The sequence below is a fragment of the Cellulomonas sp. genome (assembly GCF_015234515.1).
In the GTDB taxonomy this organism is placed as follows: Bacteria; Actinomycetota; Actinomycetes; order Actinomycetales; family Cellulomonadaceae; genus Cellulomonas.
Map to the genome: position 1 here is coordinate 39,160 of NZ_JADGMY010000007.1, position 8,555 is coordinate 47,714.

The window sequence follows — 8,555 nt, forward strand, 5'->3', positions numbered from 1 at the left end:
AGCTGGAACTGCAGGGTTCGACCTGTGGGACTACTCGCCCCGGGTCTTCTTGATGATCTCTTCGGCAACCGCCCGAGGAACCTCGGCGTAGCTGTCGAACTGCATCGAGTACACGGCACGACCCTGGGTCTTGGACCGCAGGTCGCCGACGTACCCGAACATCTCGGAGAGCGGCACCTGAGCGCGGACGACCTTGACGCCGGTCGCGTCCTCCATGGACTGGATGATGCCGCGGCGCGAGTTGATGTCGCCGATGACCTCGCCCATGTACTCCTCGGGCGTGCGCACCTCGACGGCCATGATCGGCTCGAGGAGGGCCGGGTCCGCCTTGCGCACCGCCTCCTTGAGGATCATCGAGCCGGCGATCTTGAACGCCATCTCCGAGGAGTCGACGTCGTGCGCCGCACCGTCGAGCAGGATCGCCTTGACGCCGACCAGCGGGTAGCCCGCGAGGACGCCCAGCTGCATCGCGCTCTGGATACCGGCGTCGACCGACGGGATGTACTCGCGCGGGATGCGGCCACCGGTGACCTTGTTGTCGAACTCGTACAGCTCGCCCTCGGCAGGGTCCAGCGGCTCGAAGGTCATCTGCACCTTGGCGTACTGGCCCGAGCCACCGGTCTGCTTCTTGTGCACGTAGTCGATCTTGACGACGGCACGACGGATCGTCTCGCGGTAGGCCACCTGCGGCTTGCCGACGTTGGCCTCGACCTTGAACTCGCGACGCATGCGGTCGACGAGGATGTCGAGGTGGAGCTCGCCCATGCCGCCGATGACGGTCTGGCCGGTCTCCTCGTCCAGGCGGACGCGGAACGTCGGGTCCTCCTCGGCGAGCTTCTGGATGGCCGTGGAGAGCTTCTCCTGGTCGGCCTTCGTCTTCGGCTCGATCGCCACGTCGATGACGGGCTCCGGGAAGGTCATCGACTCCAGGATCACCGGCGCGCTCGGGTCGCACAGGGTGTCACCGGTGGTGACGTCCTTGAGACCGATGAACGCGTAGATGTGCCCGGCCTGCGCCTCCGTGACGGGGTTCTCCTTGTTGGAGTGCATCTGGAAGAGCTTGCCGATGCGCTCCTTCTTGCCCTTGGTCGAGTTGAGCACCGCGGCGCCCTGCTCGACCCGGCCGGAGTACACGCGCACGTAGGTCAGCTTGCCGAAGAACGGGTGCGTGGCGACCTTGAACGCGAGAGCCGAGAACGGCTCGGTCGCGTCCGGGTGACGCTCGACGACGAGCTCCGGGTCCTTGACATCGTGACCCGCGACCGCCGCGACGTCCAGGGGCGTCGGGAGGTAGTCGATGACGGCGTCGAGCATGGGCTGCACGCCCTTGTTCTTGAACGCCGACCCGCACAGCACGGGGTACGCCTGCGACGAGATGGTGAGCTCACGGATGCCGGCCTTGATCTCGGCGACCGTCAGCTCCTCGCCACCGAGGAACTTCTCGAGCAGCTCGTCGTTCGTCTCCGCGACGGCCTCGAGCAGCTCGGCCCGGTACTGCTCGGCCTTCTCCTGAAGGTCGGCCGGGATGTCCTCGACCTCGTACTTCTCGCCGAGGGCCGTCTCACCGCGCCACACGAGCGCACGCATCTCGACCAGGTCCACGACACCGATGAAGTCGTTCTCCGAGCCGATCGGCAGCTGGATGACCAGCGGCTTGGCCTTGAGCCGGTTCACGATGGTGTCGATGGTGAAGTAGAAGTCCGCGCCGAGCTTGTCCATCTTGTTGACGAAGCAGATGCGCGGGACGTCGTACTTGTCGGCCTGGCGCCAGACGGTCTCCGACTGGGGCTCCACGCCCTCCTTGCCGTCGAACACCGCGACCGCGCCGTCGAGGACGCGCAGCGAGCGCTCGACCTCGACCGTGAAGTCGACGTGGCCCGGCGTGTCGATGATGTTGATCTGGTTGTCGTGCCAGTAGCAGGTCGTCGCGGCGGACGTGATCGTGATGCCGCGCTCCTGCTCCTGCTCCATCCAGTCCATCGTCGAGGCGCCGTCGTGCGTCTCACCGATCTTGTAGTTGACCCCCGTGTAGAACAGGATCCGCTCGGTGGTCGTCGTCTTGCCGGCATCGATGTGCGCCATGATGCCGATGTTGCGGACCTTCGTGAGGTCCGTCAGCACGTCCAGTGCCACGTGGTAGCCCCTTGTCGGTTGGCTTAGAGGTGGGAGCCGTTCGCGTCGCCGCGGGCCTGCCTGTCACCAGGCGACCCGCGGCGAGCGCCGGGATCACCAGCGGTAGTGCGCGAACGCCCGGTTGGACTCGGCCATCTTGTGCATGTCCTCGCGACGCTTGACTGCAGCGCCCAGGCCGTTGGAGGCGTCGAGGATCTCGTTCATGAGGCGCTCGGTCATGGTCTTCTCGCGACGCGCGCGGGAGAAGTCCGTCAGCCAGCGCAGGGCCAGCGTCGTGGAACGCACGGGGCGCACCTCGATCGGGACCTGGTAGGTCGCACCACCGACGCGGCGGGACTTGACCTCGATGGCGGGACGCACGTTGTCCAGCGCGCGCTTGAGCACGACGACCGGGTCGGACTGCGTCTTCTCACGGACGCCCTCCAGGGCGCCGTAGACGATGGCCTCGGCGACGGTCTTCTTGCCGTCGAGGAGGACCTTGTTGATGAGCTGCGTGACCACCGGCGAGCCGTAGACGGGGTCGACGATCAGCGGCCGCTTCGGAGCGGGACCCTTGCGAGGCATCTGTCTCAGCCCTTCTTCGCGCCGTAGCGGCTGCGTGCCTGCTTGCGGTTCTTGACGCCCTGCGTGTCGAGCGCACCGCGCACGATCTTGTAGCGGACGCCGGGGAGGTCCTTCACACGGCCGCCGCGCACGAGCACGATGGAGTGCTCCTGCAGGTTGTGGCCGACGCCCGGGATGTACGCCGTGACCTCGATGCCCGAGGACAGGCGCACGCGCGCCACCTTGCGCAGCGCCGAGTTCGGCTTCTTCGGGGTGGTCGTGTAGACACGGGTGCACACACCGCGTCGCTGGGGGGAGCCCTTGAGGGCAGGCGTCTTCGACTTGTTCGTCTTCGCCTGCCGGCCCTTGCGGACCAGCTGCTGGATCGTAGGCACTACGTCTCCGTCTGTCGGTGTTCTCTGGTCTGACCGGCACCCGTCACCCTGGACGGCCGGCTCGGCCCGGATCGTCGCCCGTCGCGCGACTACCCCGGAGGTCTCGAGTCCCGAACCGACCCCCGCGCCCGGGCGTGTCGCCCCGGCCCTCCGCACGGCGACCATCCCACGAGGGGACCGTTCCGGTAGAGGTGGGGAACCACCCGGTGCATCCCGGCCGCACCCCGCCAACGAGGTGGTCCACCGAGTGCACGCGCAAGGGCCCGACGGCGCGGGCACGGTGTCCTACGCTACCTTCCGCCGCGGGAGGCGTCAAAGCCCGAGGTGCAGGGGGTGCCGTGCACCCCGCGGGCGGGTCAGGCCCGGCCGAGGCCGACGCCCGCCACCGACGACGGCCCGCGCCGCCGCCCGGTCACTCGGCGGGCAGCACCCACGCCTCGCCGGACTCCTCGACCACGTCGTCACCCGTGCCCTCGACCTCCACCTCGACGAGCTCGAAGCTCCGGCCCTTGACCTCACCGGACCGCCCGATGGTCAGGTCGACCGCGTCGTCGAAGTCCTTCCCGTCCGAGGCGATCAGGGAGATGCTGTCCTCGCCGAAGTTCGCGGCCGTGAGCGTCAGGCCGTCCACCTCGACGGGCTCGCCCGCCTTCAGGTGCACAGCACCCTCGGGCACGTCGGGCTCCTGCGCGCCGCACGCGGCGAGCAGCGCCACCACACCGACCACCAGAGCGGTCCGGACCGCTCGTCCACCTCGTCCCATCAGCGGGCCCCGTTCGTCTCGATGCAGCTCGATGTGCGGTGCACGTCACGTGCAGACCGCGCCCGATGCTAGCCGCTCCTGCCGGGCGCACCGACAGGCCGCCCAGCGTCGTCAGTCGTCGACGGGCAGCACCCAGGCGTAGCTCTCGGACCCGCCCGGCGCCGACGCGGCCGCGTGCTCGTGCACCGAGAGGAGCTCGAACGACCGGCCGTCGATCGTGGCGCGCTCCCCCACGGCCAGGGAGGCGCTCTCCGCGGCGCCGTCACCGTCGTCGACGGACAGCGCGATCGAGCCGTCCCAGATGTTGCTCGCGACCAGGCGCACGTCCCCGACGGGGGTCGGCTGGTTCTCCCGCAGCTGCACCGCGCCCTCCGGCCGCTCCACCGGGCCGTCCCCGCACCCGCTCAGGGCGAGGGCTGCCGTCACGGCGAGCACCCGGACGAGCGGCGACTGGACCCGCACCATCAGCTCACCTCGTCGACGTCGGCCTGGCGGAACTGCTCGGGACGGTCGACGTACCTTACGGCACCGTCATCGGGCCCCCCGCGATCCCCCACGGGTTCACGAGTCGCGGGACGCCCGAGGGGCCCGTCGGACGAACCGACGGGCCCCTCGGGGTCGTGCTGGGAGAACTGTCCTCAGCGGTAGTCGCCGAAGTCGATGTCCTCGAGCGGGATCGCCTCGCCGGAGCCCAGACCGAGCGCCGGGAAGTCGATCTCGTCGTAGCCGAAGGCCGGGTACAGCTCGGCCTTCGCCTCCTCGGTCGCCTCAACCGCCACGTTCCGGTACCGGGGCAGGCCCGTGCCGGCGGGGATGAGCTTGCCGAGGATGACGTTCTCCTTCAGACCCAGCAGCGGGTCCGAGCGGCTCGACATCGCGGCCTCGGTGAGCACCTTCGTCGTCTCCTGGAAGGAGGCCGCCGAGAGCCACGAGTCCGTCGCGAGCGACGCCTTCGTGATGCCCATGAGCTCAGGACGACCCGAGGCCGGCTGACCGCCCTCGGAGACCGCCTTGCGGTTGAAGTCCTCGAAGCGACCGCGCTCGGCCAGCTCGCCGGGCAGCAGGCCCGTCTCGCCGGAGTCGAGCACCGTCACGCGCCGCAGCATCTGCCGCACGATGACCTCGATGTGCTTGTCGTGGATGTCCACGCCCTGGGAGCGGTAGACCTCCTGGACCTCGTCCACCAGGTGCTTCTGCGTGGCACGCGGGCCGAGGATGCGCAGCACCTTCTTCGGGTCGACGGCGCCCACGACCAGCTGGGTGCCGACCGACACGTGGTCGCCGTCCTGGACCAGCAGACGCGACCGCTTGGTGATCGCGTAGCGGATCTCCTCGGAACCGTCGTCCGGGGTCAGGACGAGCGCGCGGGCGCGGTCCGTCTCCTCGATCGCGATCCGACCCGAGAACTCCGCGATGTGCGCCTCACCCTTGGGGGTGCGCGCCTCGAAGAGCTCCTGGACACGGGGCAGACCCTGCGTGATGTCGTCCGCCGAGGCCACACCACCGGTGTGGAACGTGCGCATCGTCAGCTGCGTGCCGGGCTCACCGATCGACTGGGCCGCGATGATGCCGACGGCCTCGCCGATGTCGACGAGCTTGCCGGTGGCCAGCGAGCGGCCGTAGCACTTGGCGCACGTGCCGACGCGGGACTCGCAGGTGAGCACCGAGCGGATCTTGAGCTCGGTGACGCCCGTCTCCAGCAGCCGGTCGAGCAGGACGTCGCCGACGTCGTCGCCCGAGCGGCCGATGATCTCGCCCTCCACCTCGACGTCGGTCGCGAGCGTCCGCGAGTACACGGACGTCTCGACCTTGTCGTGGCGGCGCAGCGTGCCGTCCGCCGCCGCCACGCCGATCGGCATGGTCAGGCCGCGCTCGGTGCCGCAGTCGTCCTCGCGGACGATGACGTCCTGCGAGACGTCCACCAGACGACGCGTGAGGTAGCCCGAGTCGGCGGTCCGCAGAGCGGTGTCCGCCAGACCCTTGCGGGCGCCGTGCGTCGCGATGAAGTACTCGAGGACGGACAGGCCCTCGCGGTAGTTCGCCTTGATCGGGCGAGGGATGATCTCGCCCTTCGGGTTGGCGACCAGGCCACGCATGCCCGCGATCTGGCGGACCTGCATCCAGTTGCCTCGCGCGCCCGAGCCGACCATGCGGAACACGGTGTTGCGGGGCGGGAAGTTGGCCTGCATCGCCTTGGCGACCTTGTCGGTGGCGTTGGTCCAGATCTCGATGAGCTCCTGACGACGCTCGTCGTCGGTGATCAGGCCCTTCTCGTACTGGCCCTGCACCTTCGCCGCGCGCGCCTCGTGCTCGTCGAGGATGTCCTGCTTCTCGGCAGGCGTCGCGACGTCGGAGATCGCGATCGTGACGCCCGAGCGGGTGGCCCAGCGGAAGCCGGCCTCCTTCAGGGCGTCGAGCGACGCGGCGACCTCGACCTTCGGGTACCGCTCGGCCAGGTCGTTGACGATGACCGACAGGCGCTTCTTGTCGACGACCCCGTTCTCGTACGGGTAGTCGACGGGCAGCAGCTCGTTGAACAGCGCACGGCCCAGCGTCGTCTCGAACAGGAGCGTCTGCCCCGGCTCCCAGCCCTCGGGCGCCTGCTCCTCGGAGAGGACCAGGTCGTCGAACCGGATCTTGACGACCGCGTTGAGGTCGAGCGAGCCCTGGTCGAACGCCATGATCGCCTCGGCCACCGAGCTGAACGACCGGCCCTGCCCCACCGGGTCCTCCTTGTCGGAGGTCAGGTGGAACAGACCGATGATCATGTCCTGCGAGGGCATGGTCACCGGGCGGCCGTCGGACGGCTTGAGGATGTTGTTGCTCGAGAGCATGAGGATGCGGGCCTCGGCCTGCGCCTCCGCGCTCAGGGGCAGGTGGACGGCCATCTGGTCACCGTCGAAGTCCGCGTTGAAGGCGGCGCAGACGAGCGGGTGCAGGTGGATCGCCTTGCCCTCGACGAGCTGCGGCTCGAACGCCTGGATGCCCAGACGGTGCAGCGTGGGTGCACGGTTGAGCAGCACCGGGTGCTCGGTGATGACCTCCTCGAGCACGTCCCACACGACCGGGCGCGCGCGCTCGACCATGCGCTTGGCCGACTTGATGTTCTGCGCGTGGTTGAGGTCCACGAGCCGCTTCATGACGAAGGGCTTGAAGAGCTCGAGCGCCATCTGCTTGGGCAGGCCGCACTGGTGCAGCTTGAGCTGCGGGCCGACGACGATGACCGAACGGCCCGAGTAGTCGACGCGCTTGCCGAGCAGGTTCTGGCGGAACCGGCCCTGCTTGCCCTTGAGCATGTCGGAGATCGACTTCAGCGGACGGTTGCCGGGGCCCGTGACGGGCCGGCCGCGGCGGCCGTTGTCGAACAGCGAGTCCACGGCCTCCTGGAGCATCCGCTTCTCGTTGTTGACGATGATCTCGGGCGCGCCGAGGTCCAGGAGCCGCTTGAGGCGGTTGTTCCGGTTGATGACGCGGCGGTACAGGTCGTTCAGGTCCGACGTGGCGAAGCGGCCACCGTCGAGCTGGACCATCGGGCGCAGGTCCGGCGGGATGACCGGGACCGCGTCGAGGACCATGCCCGTCGGCGAGTTGTTCGTCGTGAGGAACGCGTTGACCACCTTGAGCCGCTTGAGGGCACGCGTCTTGCGCTGCCCCTTGCCGTTCTTGATGGTGTCGCGCAGCGACTCGGACTCCGCCTCGAGGTCGAACGCCTCGAGGCGCTTCTGGATCGCCGCGGCGCCCATCGAGCCCTCGAAGTAGTTGCCGTACCGGTCCTGCAGGGCGCGGTACAGCATCTCGTCGCCCTCGAGGTCCGCGACCTTGAGGTTCTTGAACCGGTCCCAGACCTGCTCGAGACGGTCGAGCTCGGCGTCCGCACGCTTGCGGATCTGCGCCATCTCGCGCTCGGCGGAGTCGCGCACCTTGCGGCGCGCGTCGGCCTTGGCACCCTCGGCCTCGAGCTCGGCCAGGTCGGCCTCGAGCTTCTGCGCGCGGGTGTTGATGTCGTTGTCGCGGCGGTCCGAGATCTCCTTCTTCTCCAGGTCGATCTCGTTCTGGAGGTTCGGGAGGTCCTCCTGGCGACCGTCCACGTCGACCCACGTGATCATGTAGGCCGCGAAGTAGATGACCTTCTCCAGGTCCTTCGGCGCCAGGTCGAGCAGGTAGCCCAGCCGCCTCGGCACACCCTTGAAGTACCAGATGTGCGTCACGGGCGCGGCGAGCTCGATGTGGCCCATGCGCTCACGGCGAACCTTGGAACGGGTCACCTCGACGCCGCAGCGCTCGCAGATGATGCCCTTGAAGCGCACGCGCTTGTACTTGCCGCAGTAGCACTCCCAGTCCCGGGTGGGGCCGAAGATCTTCTCGCAGAAGAGCCCGTCCTTCTCCGGCTTCAGGGTGCGGTAGTTGATGGTCTCGGGCTTCTTCACCTCGCCGTGCGACCAGGCACGGATGTCGTCGGCCGTGGCCAGGCCGATGCGCAGCTCGTCGAAGACGTTGACGTCGAGCAAGGGGGTCCTACTTCCTTCGCTTGCCGGTTTCGAGAACCAGCGGAACGGAAATCGTGCTGAGGGGTGCGGGCGCCCGGTCCGGCATCACGGGTGTGTGCAGCCGGACCGGGGCTCGACGTCAGATCTCTTCGACGCTGCTGGCGTTCGGGCGCCGCGACAGGTCGATGCCGAGCTCTTCCGCAGCGCGGTAGACCTCGTCGTCGTTCTCCTTCA

At 68.7% G+C, this 8,555-nt stretch carries 6 protein-coding genes; all 6 read right to left on the bottom strand.

Annotated features, from left to right (window positions below; translation table 11 throughout):
* Positions 1–30: 30 nt before the first annotated feature.
* Positions 31–2,133 carry an elongation factor G gene (fusA, locus tag IR158_RS01880; RefSeq protein WP_291808745.1) on the bottom strand — a complete coding sequence of 701 codons (2,103 nt, stop codon included), beginning with the start codon at positions 2,131–2,133 and terminating at the stop codon, positions 31–33.
* 93 nt (positions 2,134–2,226) lie between these two features.
* Positions 2,227–2,697 carry a 30S ribosomal protein S7 gene (gene rpsG, locus IR158_RS01885; RefSeq protein ID WP_227576138.1) on the bottom strand — a complete coding sequence of 157 codons (471 nt, stop codon included), beginning with the start codon at positions 2,695–2,697 and terminating at the stop codon, positions 2,227–2,229.
* A gap of 5 nt (positions 2,698–2,702) precedes the next feature.
* Positions 2,703–3,071, bottom strand: a complete 369-nt coding sequence (gene rpsL / locus IR158_RS01890; RefSeq protein WP_013117883.1) for a 30S ribosomal protein S12 — start codon at positions 3,069–3,071, stop codon at positions 2,703–2,705.
* A gap of 412 nt (positions 3,072–3,483) precedes the next feature.
* Positions 3,484–3,798, bottom strand: a complete 315-nt coding sequence (locus tag IR158_RS01895; RefSeq protein WP_291808749.1) for a hypothetical protein — start codon at positions 3,796–3,798, stop codon at positions 3,484–3,486.
* Between the two features lie 147 nt (positions 3,799–3,945).
* The gene (locus IR158_RS01900; protein ID WP_291808751.1) at positions 3,946–4,299 is read right to left on the bottom strand and encodes a hypothetical protein; all 354 of its coding nucleotides are present in this window, start codon (positions 4,297–4,299) and stop codon (positions 3,946–3,948) included.
* Positions 4,300–4,472: 173 nt separating this feature from the next.
* Complete coding sequence (locus IR158_RS01905) at positions 4,473–8,342, bottom strand: DNA-directed RNA polymerase subunit beta' (RefSeq protein WP_291808752.1); 3,870 nt, start codon at positions 8,340–8,342, stop codon at positions 4,473–4,475.
* Positions 8,343–8,555: the final 213 nt, after the last annotated feature.

Coding starts and splice junctions, on each gene's coding strand:
- IR158_RS01900 (WP_291808751.1), bottom strand. CDS start 4,299: ATGGTGCGGGTCCAGTCGCCGCTCGTCCGGGTGCTCGCCGTGACGGCA.
- rpsG (WP_227576138.1), bottom strand. CDS start 2,697: ATGCCTCGCAAGGGTCCCGCTCCGAAGCGGCCGCTGATCGTCGACCCC.